This is a genomic window from Nonomuraea spiralis, from assembly GCF_014648435.1.
Classification (GTDB): Bacteria; Actinomycetota; Actinomycetes; order Streptosporangiales; family Streptosporangiaceae; genus Nonomuraea; species Nonomuraea spiralis.
The window spans coordinates 42109-58495 of sequence record NZ_BMRC01000037.1 but is presented as its reverse complement, the minus strand read 5'-3'; the positions used below and the strand labels follow the sequence as shown (position 1 = coordinate 58495).

13 protein-coding genes are annotated in these 16387 nt (G+C 71.6%); 5 read left to right on the top strand and 8 right to left on the bottom strand.

Annotated elements, in window-relative coordinates; all coding sequences use genetic code 11:
• Positions 1-32: 32 nt before the first annotated feature.
• From IEZ27_RS47160 to IEZ27_RS47150, 3 genes are read right to left on the bottom strand one after another with little or no spacing between them, the layout of a single operon-like run.
• Complete coding sequence (locus IEZ27_RS47160) at positions 33-1091, bottom strand: ABC transporter permease (protein WP_189653208.1); 1059 nt, start codon at positions 1089-1091, stop codon at positions 33-35.
• The gene (locus tag IEZ27_RS47155; protein WP_189653207.1) at positions 1078-2052 is read right to left on the bottom strand and encodes an ABC transporter ATP-binding protein; all 975 of its coding nucleotides are present in this window, start codon (positions 2050-2052) and stop codon (positions 1078-1080) included. The genes IEZ27_RS47160 and IEZ27_RS47155 overlap by 14 nt, the downstream gene beginning before the upstream one ends.
• Positions 2049-3197 (bottom strand): LolA family protein, encoded by a 1149-nt coding sequence (locus IEZ27_RS47150; protein WP_189653206.1) that lies wholly within the window; start codon positions 3195-3197, stop codon positions 2049-2051. The genes IEZ27_RS47155 and IEZ27_RS47150 overlap by 4 nt, the downstream gene beginning before the upstream one ends.
• 127 nt (positions 3198-3324) lie before the next feature.
• On the opposite strand from IEZ27_RS47150, the gene IEZ27_RS47145 reads away from it, so the two are divergent.
• Entirely contained in the window at positions 3325-3999 is a 675-nt protein-coding gene (locus IEZ27_RS47145; RefSeq protein ID WP_125648719.1) for a response regulator transcription factor, read from the top strand.
• The gene (locus tag IEZ27_RS47140) at positions 3992-5338 is read left to right on the top strand and encodes a sensor histidine kinase (RefSeq protein WP_189653205.1); all 1347 of its coding nucleotides are present in this window, start codon (positions 3992-3994) and stop codon (positions 5336-5338) included. Before IEZ27_RS47145 ends, IEZ27_RS47140 begins: the two co-directional genes overlap by 8 nt.
• Positions 5339-5437: 99 nt before the next feature.
• Here IEZ27_RS47140 and IEZ27_RS47135 read toward each other — a convergent pair whose 3' ends face one another.
• Entirely contained in the window at positions 5438-6307 is an 870-nt protein-coding gene (locus tag IEZ27_RS47135) for a LysR family transcriptional regulator (RefSeq protein WP_125648713.1), read from the bottom strand.
• Between the two features lie 568 nt (positions 6308-6875).
• On the opposite strand from IEZ27_RS47135, the gene IEZ27_RS47130 reads away from it, so the two are divergent.
• Together IEZ27_RS47130 and IEZ27_RS47125 are read left to right on the top strand one after the other, a co-directional pair.
• Positions 6876-7979: a neutral zinc metallopeptidase gene (locus IEZ27_RS47130; protein ID WP_189653204.1), complete on the top strand. Its 1104-nt coding sequence runs from the start codon at positions 6876-6878 to the stop codon at positions 7977-7979.
• A gap of 134 nt (positions 7980-8113) precedes the next feature.
• Entirely contained in the window at positions 8114-9679 is a 1566-nt protein-coding gene (locus IEZ27_RS47125) for an LCP family protein (RefSeq protein ID WP_229824989.1), read from the top strand.
• Positions 9680-9722: 43 nt separating this feature from the next.
• Here the strand turns inward: IEZ27_RS47125 and IEZ27_RS47120 are convergent, their stop codons facing one another.
• Positions 9723-11072 carry a hypothetical protein gene (locus IEZ27_RS47120; RefSeq protein ID WP_189653203.1) on the bottom strand — a complete coding sequence of 450 codons (1350 nt, stop codon included), beginning with the start codon at positions 11070-11072 and terminating at the stop codon, positions 9723-9725.
• A 204-nt stretch (positions 11073-11276) separates the two neighbouring features.
• Complete coding sequence (locus tag IEZ27_RS47115) at positions 11277-13313, bottom strand: spermidine synthase (RefSeq protein WP_189653202.1); 2037 nt, start codon at positions 13311-13313, stop codon at positions 11277-11279.
• 186 nt (positions 13314-13499) lie between these two features.
• Between IEZ27_RS47115 and IEZ27_RS47110 the strand changes: the two genes are divergently transcribed.
• Positions 13500-14858 carry a S8 family serine peptidase gene (locus IEZ27_RS47110; RefSeq protein WP_189653201.1) on the top strand — a complete coding sequence of 453 codons (1359 nt, stop codon included), beginning with the start codon at positions 13500-13502 and terminating at the stop codon, positions 14856-14858.
• 34 nt (positions 14859-14892) lie between these two features.
• Here IEZ27_RS47110 and IEZ27_RS47105 read toward each other — a convergent pair whose 3' ends face one another.
• Complete coding sequence (locus IEZ27_RS47105; RefSeq protein WP_189653200.1) at positions 14893-15618, bottom strand: ABC transporter permease; 726 nt, start codon at positions 15616-15618, stop codon at positions 14893-14895.
• A complete protein-coding gene (locus IEZ27_RS47100; protein ID WP_189653199.1) occupies positions 15618-16355 on the bottom strand; it encodes an ABC transporter ATP-binding protein in 738 nt (245 codons plus the stop codon). Before IEZ27_RS47100 ends, IEZ27_RS47105 begins: the two co-directional genes overlap by 1 nt.
• Between the last annotated feature and the right edge of the window lie 32 nt (positions 16356-16387).

The following is a 16387-nucleotide window of genomic DNA, read 5'->3' as shown; positions in this document are numbered from 1 at the left end:
GGCCACTCGCCCGGCCGGGGGTGCGCCTCCCGTCAGGACGTGATGTCCTTGCCGGAGAAGCGCGCCCACGCGATCGAGCAGAACAACACGATGTAGGCGCCGAAGGCCAGCAGCCCGTCCCACAGTGCCGGCAGGTCGATCGGGCTGCGCAGCACCGCGTCGAAGTTCGTGAACCTGGTCGGCAGCAGGTACGGCGTCACCGCGCTCAGCTCGGGGAAGGCCCGCAACACCTGGCTGACGATCACCAGCACGAGCGTGGCGGCCACGGCCCCGATGGACACCTCCGTGAACGTCGACAACGCCAGCGCGACGGCGGCCAGCGCCGCCATGCCCGCCCCGACGTAGCCGACGGCGATGAGGATGCGCAGCAGGCCCTCGCCCATCGAGATCGTCGTGCCCGACAGCAGCGTCACCGGGCCGGCCGGGAACAGGATCAGCCCGGTGACCAGCGCCGACAGCGCCACCACGGCCGTGACGGCGTAGGCGTAGACGACCGCGTTGAGGTATTTGACGGCCAGCAGGCGGGTGCGTCCCGCGGGGGCGGCCAGCAGGTAGCGCAGCGTGCCGCCGCCCGCCTCCCCGGCCACCGAGTCGCCCGCGACGACGCTGACGGCGACCGGCATCAGCAGCAGCACGAGCACCGAGAACGAGACGAACGTCAGCATGAGGCTGTTGCCCGCCATCCGCTGCACGAACCCACTCATCCCGTCGTCATCGCCGCCCCCGAACGCGCGCAGGGCGATGCCGATGACGGCCGGCACGCAGGCGAGCACGGCCAGCATGATCAGGTTGCGCGGGCGGCGGAACGTCAGGCCCAGCTCCGAGCCCAGCAACCGCCAGAACGCCCATCTCGCCCGCCCGGCCCCACGCGCGTCCCCGGTCCCGTGCTCCGCCGCGTCCGGCTGTGGCCCGCCACGGTCCGGGTCCGGCGGGCGGCGTTCGGCGGTGCGCAGCGTCTCGGCCACGGGCACCAGCCCGGGCGTACGCCCCCCGCCCCGCGCCTCCCCCGCCCCGCTGACGCGTGTTCCGGTGTCGCGTGTTCCGGTGTCGCGTGTTCCGGTGTGCGGCGTCGAGGTTTCAGCCGTCGACATCGAAGCCCTCCCCCGTCAGTCCGACGAACACGTCCTCCAGGCTGGGCCGCAGCACGGCCAGCCCGCGTACGGCGACCCCCGCGCCGACCAGCGCGGCGTTGATCCGCTCCGGCGCGTGGCCGCCCAGCTCGGCCGTCACGTCGGCGCCGCCGGACCGCACGTCGGCCAGGCCCAGCGTGCCGAGCACCCGGGCGGCGTCGGCCACGTCGGGCGTCTCGACCCTGACCCGCGTGGCCAGGCCGCCGTTCAGCGAGGCGATGGTGCCCTCGGCGACCAGCCGGCCGGTACGCATGATCGCGGCATGTGTACACATCTGCTCGACCTCGGCCAGCAGGTGCGAGGAGACGAAGACGGTGGTGCCGCCGGCGGCGATGTCCTTGACCAGCGCGCGTACCTCGCGGGTGCCCTGCGGGTCGAGCCCGTTGGTCGGCTCGTCCAGGATGAGCAGTTCGCGCGGGCCGAGCAGGGCGCCGGCGATGGCCAGGCGCTGGCGCATGCCGAGCGAGTAGTTGCGGTAGCGCTTGCCGGCCGCGGCCGACAGGCCCACCCGGTCGAGCGCGTCGGCGATCCGCTTCCGGGCGGTGGCGCGTACGGAGGTGGGGTCGGCGGCGTCGAAGCGCATCAGGTTCGCCTCCCCCGACAGGTACGGGTAGAACGCCGGCCCCTCCACCACCGCCCCCACCCGCGGCAGCGCCCGCGGCAACGGCAGCCCGAGCAGGGAGTACTCGCCCTCGGTCGGCGCGATCAGGCCCAGCATCATGCGGATGGTCGTGGTCTTGCCCGAGCCGTTGGGCCCGAGGAAGCCGTAGACCGAGCCGCGCGGCACGGTCAGGTCGAGCGCGTCCACGGCCACCTGGCCGCCGCGGAAGCGCTTGGTCAGGCCGCGCGTGACGATGGCGTGCTCCCCGGAGGGCGGGGCCGCCCCGAAGGGCGCCCCCGCTTCCTGCGCGACTGCGGTCACTTGACGCCCGCCGCCTGGGTGATCTCCTCCGGGGTGACCGCGCCGACCAGCAGACGGCCGTCGTCGGTCAGCAGGACGGTGACGAGCTTGGTCCTGATCAGCCGGCCCGAGCCCCACGTGCCGCTCACCGGGGTGGCCGTCTTGAGCACGGTGTCGGCCAGCGCGCCCACGCCGGCCTGCGAGCCGCCGTCGGTGGACGGCGAGCCGCCGCCGGCCTTGAGGTCCTCCGGCTTGAACGGCAGGACCGCCACGGTCGTCCAGCCGTCGCCGACGACCCTGGCCCGCGCCGCGACCTTCTCGGCCTGCTCGGCGTGCTGCTCGGCCTGCTCGGCGCCACCCAGCTCGCTGAGGTCCTTCTCCTCCACCTTGGCGCCCGCGGGCGGGGTGAAGTCGAAGTTCTCAGGCGCCGGGGGCGTGAACGTCACCTGGGTGAAGCCCACCTGGAACGCCGGTTCGGCCGAGCCCTTGGCGTAGACCTGGACCTGGAGCGGGACGTACGTCTCGCCGTCGAGGGCCAGGCGCACCTCCTGCACCAGCGAGCCCTCGTCCTTGGGCGCCAGGACGAGCTGGTAGACCGGGCGTCCGGCCACCTCGGCGGTGTTGATCACACGGACCGCGGTGTCCTTGCCGGCCGTGGCCAGCAGCCGCTGGGCCGCCTGCGCCGGCGTGAGCTGGACCGGCGGCGGGGTGGGCCGCTGGTGTTCCAGGCTTGTGCCGGGCTTGACCGTCAGCTTCGTCGCGGTGTTGTCGGCACTCTGCCAGTACCAGCCGTGGTCGCCGTTGACGATCAGGTTGGTCTCGCTCAACTGGCTCGGCATGGCCACCCTGAACCTGTCGGCGCCGCCGTACCAGACCTTGATCTCGTGCGAGCCGGACAGCAGGCTGAGCGGCGACTCACCCCCGGTCTGGGGCAGTGCCGGCAGGCCGAGCGAAGCCGTCTGCTGCACCGTGCCGGACATGGGCGGCAGGCCGCCCTTGTCGCTCGTCGCCGCCACGGCGTCGGCCAGCAACTGCTGGGCCGAACGCTCGGGCAGGACGGGCTCGCCGCTCACCGCGGCGATGACCGGGCCGGCTCCGATCGCGCCGCCGATCACGGCCGCCGCCGCGATCGGCACTCCCCACCTCACGAACGTGCCTCTGCGCATCTCACTCCTTAACGGTATGTCGATGACCAGAGCCTGCGTCATGCATCCTGTGGCGGGCCTGAGACTGTCTGAGACGCCTCTCAGCCTTCTCAGCGGCGTCTCAGGTCAGGGACGGGAGAATCAGCACATGAGAGTACTGGTCGTCGAGGACGAGCGGCGGATGGCGGCGGCGCTCCAGCGCGGGCTGCAGGCCGAGGGCTTCGCCGTGGACCTCGCCCACGACGGCGAGGAGGGGCTGCACGCGGCCCGGCAGGGCGACTACGACGTCGTCGTGCTGGACATCATGTTGCCGAGGTTGTCGGGCTACAACGTGTGCAAGCAGTTGCGCGCGGAGGAGAACTGGGTGCCGATCCTCATGCTGTCGGCCAAGGACGGCGAGTACGACATGGCCGACGGCCTCGACCTCGGCGCCGACGACTACCTGACCAAGCCCTTCTCGTACGTGGTGCTGGTGGCCAGGCTCCGGGCCCTGCTGCGGCGCGACGCCGGGCGGCGGCCGTCGGTGCTGGCGGCCGGCGACCTGACCCTCGACCCGGCCCGGCGCAAGGTGCAGCGGGGCGAGCGGCCGGTGGAGCTGACGCCGAGGGAGTTCGCGCTGCTGGAGTTCCTGATGCGCCGCCGGGACGAGGTGGTGTCGAAGTCGGAGATCCTGGAACACGTGTGGGACACCTTCGACACCGACCCGAACGTGGTCGAGGTCTACGTCGGCTACCTGCGGCGCAAGGTCGACGCCCCGTTCGGCAGGAACGCGCTGCAGACCGTGCGCGGCGCGGGCTACCGGCTGGCGGGCGACGGTGGCTGACACCCCGCTGGCGTGGTGGCGGCGGCAGGGGCTGCGGTTCCGGCTGACGGCGGCGGCCGCGGCCGTGCTGGCGCTGGCCCTGGCGCTGTCGGCCTCGGTGTTGTTGTCGGTTCTCGACCGGGCTCTGATCGACACCGTCGACGCGTCCACGAGGCAGCAGGCCCAGAGCGTACGCGTGGCGGCCGACGCCGGGACGCTGTCCAGCCCGATCACCACGCACGACGGCACGATCGTCCAGGTGCTCGACCGCAGCGGGCGGATCACGCACGTCACGTACGGCACCGACAGGCTCGTACCGCTGCTGGACGCGGCGGCCAGGGCCAGGGTGCTGCGGGACGGGCGGGCGGCGTTCCTGGACGGGCGGCCGTACGCGATCCCGGGGCCGCTGCGTGTGGTCGTGCTCAGCGCCGACCACGGTCAGACGGTGCTGGCGGCCAGGCCGATCGGGGAGATCCAGACCAGTCTGGGCGTCGCCGGCCGGGTCCTGCTGGTCGGCACGCCCGCGCTGGTCGTGCTGCTGGCGGTGGCGAGCTGGCTCATGATCGGCAGGACGCTGCGGCCGATCTCCTCGCTGCGCCGGGTCGCGGCCGACATCACGCACACGGCCAGGTCCCGGCGGCTTCCGGTGCCGCAGTCGCGCGACGAGGTCCACGCCCTGGCCACCACGCTCAACGGCATGCTGGCCAGGCTGGAGGAGGCCGAGCAGCGCCAGCGCGCGCTGGTCTCCGACGCCGCCCACGAGCTGCGCAGCCCGCTGGCCAGCATCCGGCTCCAGCTGGAGGTGGCGCTCGGCCATCCGGAGGGCCAGGACTGGACGGAGACCGCCGAGGGCGTGCTGGAGGACGCCCTGCGGCTGTCCAGGCTGGCCGAGGACCTGCTCGCGCTGGCCCGCCTGGACGAGCGCGGCGGCGTGCCGGCCCGCGACGAGCCGGTCAACCTGGACGAGGTGGTACGCCAGGTCACCGAACGCTACGGCGAGGCCCGGCTGACCGCCTGCGACCCCGTGGTGGTGCGCGGGGACGCCCTCGACCTGAGCCGGGTGCTGACGAACCTGATGGACAACGCCGTCCGGCACACCTCCTCGAAGGTCGAGGTGGCGCTGACCGCCGACGGGGTGCTGACGGTGACCGACGACGGGCCCGGCATCCCCGAGCAGGATCGGGAGCGGGTGTTCAACCGGTTCACCCGGCTGGACTCCGGCCGCAGCAGGGACGAGGGCGGGGCCGGGCTGGGGCTGGCGATCGTACGGGAGACCGTGCGCGCCCACGGGGGGACGGTGGTGCTCGCGGACGCGGCGCCTGGCCTGCGCGCCGTGGTCCGCCTTCCGGTGTCCCGCTAGGCGGGCGCCTCCGGGGTGCTCGGCCCGCGCGACGCGTTGGGGGCGCCGGGCGGGCTGCGGTGGGGACGGGGACGACGGGGGATCATGGAACGTTCCTGGTCAGGCGGCCGTGCCCTTCTCCGCGGTGGACAGGAAGTCCTGGGCGATGAGGGGCAGGCGGCGCCGGGCGTGCACGACGGCGATGACGCGCCGCACGGCGGGTTCGAGCGAGCGCACCACCAGGCCGGCCCTGGCGGCCTGGTCGGCCATGCCGCGGTACCACAGCAGTGAGGCCTGTCCGGCGCGGACGGCGCTGAGCCAGCCGTTGCGCTCGTCGGTCTCCAGGACAACGACCGGGGTGACGGCGTACTTGCCGAACATGGCGTCGAGCTCCCTGCGCCGCGCGCTGCCGCGGGCGGGCAGGGCCAGGCGCATGCCGTGCAGCTTGCCCATGGGGACGGGGTTGGGCAGGGTCAGCCCGGGCGGGGAGATCAGCACGATCTCCTGGCGTTCGAGCGGGTGGGTGATGAGGTCGGTGGGCACGGGCAGATCGGTGAGCCCGAGGTCGGCCCGCTGATCCCGGATGGCGCTGACGACGCCGTCACGGCCGTCGCAGCGGACGATGTGCACGCGTACACCTGGGTGCTCGGCCGCGTAGGCAGGGAGCAGCCGCCCCGCGAGTCCGGGTTCGAGACTCGGGGTGGAGGCGATGCGCAGCTCGGCCTCCGTGACGCCGGCGTGGTTGGCCAGGCCCTCGATCTCGTGCACGGCGTCGAGTGCCTCCCTCGCCAGCTTGACCACGCGGCGGCCCTGCGCGGTGACCACCACGCCGCGGCCCGAGCGGGCGAAGAGCGTCATGCCGAGCTCCCGCTCAAGATCGCGGATCGCGCGGGACAGCGCAGGCTGCGCGATGTAGAGCGACCTGGCCGCGTCGGTCATGGTGCGGTGCTCCGCAGTCGCGACCACATAGCGGAGCTGCTGGAGGTTCATGCCAAAGAAGCTAGGACACCGCCCCGCTCCGGGACCGGGAGATAGCGGAGATCACCTCGATTGATTTCAGAGCGTGACCGAGTACCGCTACATCCGTGACGGGTGATAAATCAGTATGCTTTTGCCCCAAATTTGGCAAAGATCCTTTGGGGTCTGCCGCAAAGCCGTGCATTGCAGACAAGCGGGTTAACGGGGAGACACGGTGACAGCAAACGGGCAATATCCACCCCCACCACAAGGGCCAGGGCAGCCACAACGGCCTCCCTCGTTGCCCTGGCCGCCGCCGGGCCACCGGCAGCCGCAACCACAGGGTGGTCACCCCTACCCGCAGGCTCCGCCGCCGCCGCAGCGTCCACCCCAGGGGCCGCCCCCGGGGCCGCCGCCCGGCTCTCAGCCTTACCCGCCGCACGGCTCCCAGCCCTACCCACCGCCGCCCGCGGCGCCCCCGCAGGGCTACCCGGCCCCGCAGCAGGGTTACCCGCCGCCCGGCCCCCAGTATCCGCAGCCCCCGTACGGGCAGCACTACCAGCCGCCGCCTCCCCCGCCCCCTCCGCCGCCGCAGCCGCCCATGCCGACGCGGCAGTGGCCGCAGCAGCCGAGGAAGAAGTCCGGCATGGGGGTCGCCGGCGTCCTCGGGACCGTGTTCGGCTCGCTGGCCGCGCTGTTCGTGCTGATCGTCATCGGGGCCGCGATGCTCAAGTCGGCCTCGCGGACGGACACGACCACGCCGATGGCGATCCCGTCGTACGAGTCGCGGACCGAGGACCCGTTCCCCACCCACGAGCCGACGCGGGACGTCCCCACGCGGGAGCCGTCCGATGAACCCACCGCCGAGCAGCCCACTGAGCAGCCCACCGAGCAGCCGACGCGGCAGCCCAGTGAGCGGCCCACGCAGCGGCCCACGCAGGAGACGGTCACGCCGCCCAAGCAGGTCACGCTCAACACCAGCCTGAAGAACAACACCCTCTACAGGGCGGGCACGCTCCCCCGGCTGAACTGCCGGGCCGGGAACGCCAACGTCTTCAGCCACAGCCAGCTCAAGGCGCTGATCCTGAAAACCGGCCGGTGCATGGACAAGGCGTGGGGGCCGATCCTGCAACGGCAGGGCATCGCGTTCAGCCCGCCGGGCTACGCCATCGCGGCCGGGCGCGGCCGGGGCGCGTGCGGCGACTACCCGTCGGCCGGGAGCATGGTGCCGTACTACTGCCCGCGCAACAACACGATCTACGGCTCCACCTCGGCCATGGCCAAGGGCAACGGGAACGCGCGCGGCTACGGCCAGATCATCTCCTGGCACGGCGGCATCATCAGCATGATGGCCCACGAGTACGGCCACCACGTCCAGAACATCAGCGGCGTGATGGACTCCTGGTGGCAGGGCACGCTGGCCTCCTCCAGCCAGAGCGGCAAGCTGGGGCTGAGCCGCAAGCTGGAGCTTCAGGCCACCTGCCTCGGCGGCATGTGGATGCGCTCGGTCGCCTCCACCTACCCGGTCTCGTCGTCGATGCGCTCGCGACTGTTCTGGTTCTACGCACAGGTGGGCGACTATCCCGGCTATCCGCGCGACCACGGAACTCCAGCCAACAACAATCGCTGGTTCCGCCAGGGCTGGGAGAGAGACAAGACATACCAGTGCAATACGTGGATGGCGCCCTCCTCAACGACCTCCTGAGGGACACGTGGCGTTCATCTCATGTTGAAGAGTTGTCTCGGATGTCCAGGTATGGGGGCTAGAATCCTGGCAATCTTGTGCCCGACATGGGGCTAACGTCATTTTTTGCCTGGTAGGCATGTGAAGGAGCCGGTGTGAGCAAGCGCGATGGGGCGGCCCCCGTGCCCGGAGGGGCCAAACGGCGTTCTCCACGTCCGCGCAAGGGCTCGTCCGCCGCGCCGCGCTTCGCCAGACCACTGACGACCGCCTCGATCCTCGGCTGGACGGCCCTGTCAGCCCTCGTGCCCGGCGCCGCGCATCTGCGGGCCGGGCGCCGCCGTACCGGGCTGATCATGATCGGCGTGTACGCGGTGCTGCTGCTCGCGGCCCTGGCCTTCGGCCTGACGCGGAGCACGGAGAACGTGACGGCGCTCGCCGAGGACGGCGCGCTGCTGACGGTCATCATCATCACGGCCTCGTGCGCGCTGGCCTGGTTCGCCGTGATCGTCACCTCGTACGTGACGCTGGGCCCCAACAAGCTGAACCAGCAGGGCCAGGTGGTCACCGGGATCGCCGTGGGCGTGCTGTGCGTGGCCGTCATGTCGCCGTTCGCGCTGGCGGCCAACAACGTCCTGGCCGGCCGGGAGGCGGTCAACGCGATCTTCCCGTCGCAGCCGGACCCGGAGAACCCCGTCCAGGTCAAGAACCCCGAAGACCCCTGGGACGGCAAGACCCGGGTGAACTTCCTGCTGGTCGGCGGCGACGCGGCGGGCAACCGCGTCGGCGTGCGCACCGACAGCATGACGGTGGCCAGCGTGGACACCAGGACCGGCAACACGGTCCTGTTCAGCCTCCCGCGCAACCTGCAGCACGTGCGCTTCCCGCCGTCCTCGCCGCTGCACAACCACTTCCCCAACGGCTACATGGCCGAGCTGCCCAACGGCGGCCTGCTCAACGAGGTCTGGCAGTACGCCAACGACAACCCGCAGCTCATGGGCGGCAAGAACCGCGGCCCGCGGGCCCTGATGGACGCCATCGGCTACACCCTGAACCTCAAGATCGACTACTACGCCCTGATCAACATGTACGGCTTCGCGGCCCTCGTCGACGCCATCGGCGGCCTGAAGATCCGGGTCGAGCAGGACATCAGGTGGGGCGGCCACTTCGGCACCGCCGGCACGATCAAGGCGGGCTACCGCAAGCTGTCGGGCGAGCAGGCCCTGTGGTACGGCCGCTCCCGCGTCGACAGCGACGACTTCTCCCGCATGGGCCGCCAGCGCTGCGTCATCGGCGCCTTCGCCCAGCAGGCCACGCCCGGCGTGATCCTGACGAACTTCAACAAGATCGCGGGCGCGGCCAAGCGGCTGGCCCAGACGAACATCCCGCGTCCGCTGGTCAAGCCGCTGGCGGACCTGGCGCTCAAGGTCAAGGACGCCAAGATCACCAGCCTGCAGTTCGTGCCGCCGGACTTCTACTCGGGCCGGCCCGACTGGGCCAAGATCCGGGTGGCCACGAGGAAGGCCATCGCCGACTCCGACCGTTCCTCGCGCCAGGCCCAGACCGCCAACGTGACCGCCTCCCCTGGCTCCTCAAGCTCCCCGACGGCCTCGCCGTCCGCCACGCGCAGCCAGACGCAGGCTGCCGGTACGCCGACGGAGACCCCGACCCGCAACACCCAGAAGGGCGGCGCCAAGTCCCTGTCGGAGCTGTGCGGCCTCTGACGGTCCCGCCGAGTGGTCCCGACCGGCGGTCTGCCGGGCCGGGTCACTTCGACAGGTGGGTGAGGATCCAGTCGGCGAGCGTGCCGGTGACGGTGCCGTGCTCGGAGTTGTCGGAGTCGCACTGGTAGTCGTCCAGCTCGCTCTGCTCCGGCGACAGGGCGGTGATGTCGGTGTAGAGGTCCACGGTCCAGTCCACGGGGTCGTACTGGAGCGCGACGGCGCTCACGGAGGGGACGAAGCACGCCGACCGGAACCGGCCCGCGATCTGCGCGCCGAACGCGTCGGCGACCATGCCGTAGGAGGCCAGCGTGCCGCCGGGCGCCCCGTCGAAGGGCGCGACGTCGCTGGTGTAGCTGGTGCTCGCCCAGATGGGCACGGCTCTCATGCCGCCCAGGCGCCGGTTGGTCCCGAAGTCGGGCTGGGTGCGTACGATGGCGCCGGCCAGCCCGTCCAGGGCGCTCCACTCGAAGGCCAGGGCGTCGGGCGGAACGTTCCTTCCGGTGCCGTCGGCGGCGCCGTTCGACACCCCGAGCTTGCGCGGCCGGGCGGGGAACCAGCCGGCGGCGCGCAGGTCCCCGATGAACTCCAGGCGCAGCGGGCTGGCGGTGGCGACCGGCCCCGAGTAGCGGCCGTCGCCGACCCAGCCCCACAGCAGTTGCTGGGCGGCCGGGCTCCTGATCAGGTCCGCCTGTCCCGGGCGGCCGGGGGCGGCCGGCGCGAGCTGTTCGGCGAAGTAGGCCAGTTGTTGCAGGATCAGCGGGATCCAGGCGCCGTTGTGCGGGCAGTCGTAGGACAGGTAGGTCATGGTCTGGTGGTCCTCGCGGCGGCGTTCCATCTCCGCCAGCGCGTAGCGGGTCACCAGCCCGCCCGCGCCGAGGCCGCCGACGATCAGCGGCGCGGCGCCGAGCCGCTCGGAGATCGCGCGGTGCACGCATCTCGCCGCAACCCCGGCGTTGGCCTGGATGTGGGTGTGGCGGGCGGCGAAGCCGAGCAGCACGACGTCGATCCCCTGGGCGAGGAGCCTGCTGAGCAGGCGGTCGCCGTGCGGCGGGTAGGGCGCGTCGAGCCGGTTCCACAACCCGGCCAGGTCGCTCGGCCCGTGGCCGAAGCCGTCCGCGAAGATCATGGGCTGGACGAGGGCGCGGTGTCCCGCGGCGAGGTGGACGGCGGCCGTTCCCGAGGCGAACCGTCCCTTGTGGCGCCAGGCGGAGGTGAGCTCCCACCGCGCGTCGGGCTCGCGGCCCGGCCCGGCGCCCGCGGGCTCGGCCTGGGTGAAGAACACTCCGGCCGGGAGCGCTCCGGCGACCTGCTCCGCCCGGCCGGGGGGCACGGGCTCGCGCTCCTGCTCCAGTACGCGCTCGACGTCGATCCTGGCTGCCCCTGGTGTCGCCATGACTGTCACCTTTTCTCGTGGGTTACCGGATGTGACCCCCGATCGCGGCGCCCTCCTTTCTGAATAACGTTCGATCATTTTCCGGATTCGACGACGTCTCTAGCTCACCTCGCCCGCGACGACAAATCAACCCGCGTCGCCGACAATTCATCCTGACCATCGGTCAAGGCATTACAGAAGCCCGCCGGAAGTCATTTCCATTTGTCACACGAGCGCGGATTTCCGCGGCATGAACGCGAGCGCGCCCAGGTAGAGCAGCGCGGCGACGATGAGCAGGCCCTTGTAGCCGATCACCAGCGCCAGGTATTCCAGGCAGCCGCCGACCATCGCGCCGAGCAGGTTGGCGCCGAAGGACGTGGTGGCGTCGGCGGTGTCGGAGAAACGTTTGGCGAAGACCACGTTCGCGGCGAAGATCGGCAGGAACGCCACCGTCACCGCCGCCACGGCCCGCAGGGGCACCGGCAGCGACAGCAGCCACGCGTTCGGCACGAGCCAGGCCAGCAGCAGACCGGCCAGCAGCACGCCGTACATGACGGGCAGCGGCGGCGTACGGAACCGGCGGGTCACCTCGACGGCGGCCAGCACGGCGACCAGCACCCCGGCGAAGACGATCGCGTTGACCACCCACGTGGTGCCGAACAGCAGCGCGAACCCCGTCACGCTCTTGGTCTCCAGCAGCAGGAACGCCACTCCGAGCAGGAACAGGTCGGTGTAGGGGCGCATGCGCGCGTACGGGCCCGCGACGACGCGCACGGCCAGCAGACTGACGATGAGGATCAGGCCGAGGGTGATGATGTAGATCGGCGGGATCGTCCGGTCCTTCAGGTAGAGGAAGGGACGGTCGTCGTCGGCGGGGGCCGGGGTGCCGGCGGCGGCGCCGGGCCACTCGCTCGCGCAGCGCTGGGCCGAGGCGCTCAGGCCCGCGGTGATGACGGCCTGCTGGCCCGCGGTGCTGACCACGTCGACGCAGGGCTTGTGGCCGAAGGCCGCCTGCATGGTCGAGGCCAGGCGGTCGACCAGCCAGCTCTCCCGGTAGTAGTTGTACATCGAGAACGTGCCGCCGGGCCGCAAGTGGTCGCGGGCGGCCTTCATGGCCTCCTCGGTGAACAGGTAGCTCTCCAGGCGCAGCGAGCTGGCTCCGGACACGAGGGTGAGCGAGTCGGGCAGGGCGAACAGGATCAGGTCGTAGCGGTCGCCGCTGCGTTCCAGGAAGGCGCGGCCGTCGGTGATGTGGGTGGTGACGCGCGGGTCGGAGTAGGGCTTGTCGGGGTGCACCGAGCCGCCCAGCTCGCGCAGCTTGGGGTCGATCTCGACGGCGTCGACGTGCTGGGCGCCCTTGGACAGCGCGATGGCCACGTCGGTGCCGCTGCCCGCGCCCACGATCAGCACGTCCTTGGGCGGCCTGGTGGTGCGCTCGTACGGCAGCCCGTACTGGCGTTCCCACTGCAGCCGGGCGTAGGCGGGCACGGCCTGCTGGTGCGGGATGCCGTTGACGGCGATGTCGGTGACCGGCACGCCGAGCATCTGCATCGCCTTGTAGGTCACCTTGTAGTAGGGCGACCAGAGGGCGCCCGCCGTCAGCGTCTCGGACAGCAGCAGGCCGACGACCAGGAGCGAGGGCACGGTCACCAGGCCCACGTAGAGCGTGCGGGGCCGGGGCACCAGCAGCAGGCCGTAGCACAGGGCCGCGACCAGGCCCCAGAACACCGGCGGCGCCGACAGGAACGACAGCGCCGTGAACGCGGCGATGCCGCTGAGGCTGCCGATCAGGTCGTAGCGGTAGGCCTCCAGGCGCGGCAGCTCGGGGAAGCAGCGTCCGACCAGCTCGGCGGGCCCCATGAGCACCGCCGCCGCGGCGATGAAGATCACCGGCAGGATGAGCCAGGCGGGCGGCCCGACGGTGGACAGGCTCGTCCAGTACAGGACGCCCTCGGTGTTGCGGTCGACGGTCACCGGGAAGGCCAGGACGACGGCCACCAGGACGAGCAGCACGACCGGCGAGTAATAGGGCTGGCGGCGCGAGCGTCCGACGCGCAGGAATCCGAGCCCGATTCCGAGGAAAGAACCCAGCAGAACAAAATTCGTGAAATAGCTCAGATGAACGATGTTCGAGCCTGTCCACCGGATGAGCGCCAGTTCGAGGAAGAGCATGAAGGCACTGGCGAGGACGAGCCTCGGCCGGACCGCCAGCCAGTGTTGTCTTTCCCCGTCGGAAACCGGCGTCTGCGCCTGGAGCGTCATGGTGCATCACCGTAGTGAACAGACCTAAGACAAGGAAGTCTGACGCCCCGGAAACAATATTGGTCCGCTTCGCCAGTTTTGAGGTGTTATCGCAGGTCACAACCCCCGCAATGCACTGGACGAGCCCTGACGGATGCAGGAATGTTGGAAGGTTCGTTTTTCTCCCCACACCTTCGGTGGTGACATATGCGGGTCCTGATCCAGCTTCGCCCCTCCCCCGATCTGGTCGCGGCCGTCGCCGACCCCGGCCAGGTCGCCACCACGGCCGACGTCGCCGACGGTCTGCCCGGCGTCGAACTCGACACGGCCTTCACACCGGTCGCCGTGCCGAGGCCGGTCCCCGTGGCCGGCGGCGATCCGCTCTCCCTCCATCAGCCCCTCGACTTCTCGCTCGCCGCCGAGGACGCCTCCGTGCTCGTCCGCGGCACGATCTCCGACGACGACCTGACCTCGCGGGTCACGCTGCTGCTCACGCTGCGGCCCGACGTCGTCGGCGTGTTCGCCGACCCGGTGATCGAGTCGAGCCTGACCTGCGGCGGCGATCGGCCGGTGGGCGACTGGCACGACGTCGAACGCCTGCTCAACATCGCCGGGCTGCACGCGGAAGGGCTCGACGGCTCCGGGGTGGCGCTGGCCGTGCTCGACACCGGCGTCAACGCCGCCCACGTGGCCAGGCAGCTCGGCCGCGGCGTCACGATGGACGCCGAGCGCAGCTGGAACCCCTCCGGCGTGACGGGCCGGGCCGGCCAGTTCGAGGTCGACCACGGGACGATGTGCGCCTTCGACGCGCTCATCGCCGCGCCGCAGGCGTCCCTGATCGACATCCCCGTGCTGCTGTCGGCCCGGCCGGGCGGCTCGGCCCTGGACGGGCTGCTGTCGGACGCCGTGGCCGCCTTCACCCACCTGCGCACGGTGCTGGAGGCCCAGCCGGCCGCCTCCAGGGCGCTGGTGGTGAGCAACTCGTGGGGGTCGTTCTCCCCCGAGTGGGACTTCCCCGTGGGGCATCCCGGCAACTACTCCGACAACGCGGCCCACCCGTTCAACCTGGTGGTGGCCAGTCTCGACCGGGCGGGCGCGGACGTGTTGTTCGCGGCGGGCAACTGCGGCAAGGAGTGCCCCGACGGCCGGTGCGCCTTCCCCAACCGGCCCATCGGGGGCGCCAACTCCCATCCCAAGGCCCTGTCGATCGGCGCGGTCGACGTCAACGGCGAACGGGTGGGCTACTCCTCGCAGGGGCCCGGCCGGCTGACCGCGCGCAAACCCGACGTCTGCGCGTACACGCATTTCTCGGGGTCGCGGGCGTTCGGGGAGGGCGAGCCGGACACGGGCACGTCCGCGGCCACGCCGGTGGCGGCCGGGCTGGTGGCCGCGGTGCGTACCCGGTGGCCGGCCGCCAAGCTGTCGCCGGCGCAGTTGCGCGCGCTGCTGCGGCGCACCGCCGAGGACCGCAGCGAGGTGGGCTTCGACTACGACTACGGCTACGGGACGGTGGACCCGGCCGGCATCCTGGCCGCGCTGCACCGGCGGGCCAGGAACGCGTCCTAGCCGCGGGCGGGCGGGCCGCCGCGGCGCGGCCCGCTCACGCGGTCGCCCGGTTGAACACGCGGGTCCCGACGGCCAGGGAGAACGCGGCGAAGACGACCGTCACGGCCACGCCGAGCCCGACCGTGCCCGTGGCGTAGTGGCCGGCGAACAGGTCGCGCAGCGCCTCCAGCACGTACCTGAAGGGGCTGAGGCGGGACAGGGCGTCCAGCCAGCCGGGCGCCATCGACATCGGCAGGAACGAACCCGACAACAACACCAGCGGGATCACCACCGTCGACATCACGGGGGCGAAGAGCTGCTCGTTCATGGTCAGCGCGACGGCGTACGACAGCGCGGCCAGACTCGCCCCCAGCACCACGACCAGCACGAACCCGGCCACGAGCCCTGCGGGCGGCACCCGCAGCCCGAACGCGAACCCGGCGGCGAGCAACATCAGCGTCTGGACGGCCATCGTCACGGCGTTGCCGAGCACCCGCCCGAGCAGCAGCGCCAGGCGGCTGGCCGGGGTGACGCGCAGCCGCTCCAGCACGCCGAAGCGCCTGTCGAAGACCACCCCGAACCCGGCCAGCCCCATGCTCATCAGGCCGAGCTGGATGATCAGGCCCGGCACCAGCACCTCCCACGTGCCGAACGTGGTGAAGATCGGCCCGAACAGCACCAGGAACAGCAGCGGCTGGACGGCGCCGAAGACGATGCCGAGCTTCTGCCGCAGGGTGGCGCGCAGCGAATGGCGGAACAGCACCCAGGTATCGCGCAGCATCAGACGCCCGCCTCCTCGCGCAGCGACCTGCCGGTGATGTCGAGGAACGCCTCGTCGAGCGTGCGGCCGCCCTTGAGCTGCGCGGGCGTGCCCTCGGCCACGATCCGGCCGTCGTCGATGATCAGCAGCCGGTCGCACAGGGCGTCGGCCTCGTCCAGGTAGTGGGTGGTCAGGAAGATCGTCACGCCGTGCTCGTCGCGCAGGGAGCGGATGTGCTCCCACAGGTTGGCCCGGCTCTGCGGGTCGAGGCCGGTGGTCGGCTCGTCCAGGAAGAGCAGGCGCGGGTCGTGCAGCAGGGCGAAGGCGATGTCGAAGCGGCGGCGCTGGCCGCCCGACAGCGCGCCGCCCACGCGTTCCTCCAGCCCGGCCAGGTCGAGCCGGGCCAGGACCTCGTGGTAGCGGGATCTGGCCGCGGGGCGGCTCAGGCCGTACAACATGCCCTGAAGCTCCAGGTCGTCGGCGAGCGGCGCCATCAGGTTGACGCCGCCGCCCTGCGAGACGTAGCCGATGCGGCGGCGCACCTCGCGCGGGTCGCCCAGCAGATCGTGGCCCGCCACGGTGGCGGTGCCCGACGTGGGGCGCAGCAGGGTCGTCAGCATGCGCATGGTCGTGCTCTTGCCGGCGCCGTTGGGCCCGAGGAAGCCGACGATCTCGCCGGCCTCCACGGAGATGTCCACGCCTTTGACGGCCTCCACGCCGCCTTCGAAGGTCTTGGTCAGACCTGCGGTTCTCATCATGTGATCGCCTCCAAAATTAGGGTAACCACAAT